The organism is Mesorhizobium sp. P2_A8 (genome assembly GCF_056404935.1).
Genome location: NZ_JBFUDB010000035.1, coordinates 1 through 620 on the forward strand (window position 1 = coordinate 1; position 620 = coordinate 620).

Genomic DNA, 620 nt, shown 5'->3' on the forward strand with positions numbered 1-620 from the left:
GCATAAGACCAGTTGCCGTCGGCATCGATCGAGAAGGTACCGTAGCTGCCGGCGGTAGCGGCCTGGGCGACGAAGTGCGGATCGCTGTCGACATCCGAGATGGTGAGGGTGCCCGACGTCGAGATGTCGGCCGCATCATTGGTCTCTGTGAGGTTCACAGATGCCGAGGACAAGACGGCGGCGTCGTTGGTGCCGAGAATGTCGATGTGGACCGAGGTGTGGGTGCCGTCGGCGCTGACCACATCGAAGTCCTCGATGTAATGCTGGCCGTCGACGAACTCATTGTGGGCCGAGCTCGCGGCATAAGACCAGTTGCCGTCGGCATCGATCGAGAAGGTACCGTAGCTGCCGGCGGTAGCGGCCTGGGCGACGAAGTGCGGATCGCTGTCGACATCCGAGATGGTSAGGGTGCCCGACGTCGAGATRTCGGCCGCATCATTGGTCTCTGTGAGGTTCACAGATGCCGAGGACAAGACGGCGGCGTCGTTGGTGCCGAGAATGTCGATGTGGACCGAGGTGTGGGTGCCGTCGGCGCTGACCACATCGAAGTCCTCGATGTAATGCTGGCCGTCGACGAACTCATTGTGGGCCGAGCTCGCGGCATAAGACCAGTTGCCGTC

At 62.0% G+C, this 620-nt stretch carries 1 protein-coding gene; it reads right to left on the reverse strand.

The window, feature by feature from the left end; all coding sequences use genetic code 11:
- Positions 1-620 (reverse strand): VCBS domain-containing protein (locus AC1D10_RS35570; protein ID WP_477279991.1); only part of this gene is annotated, 620 nt, incomplete at both ends.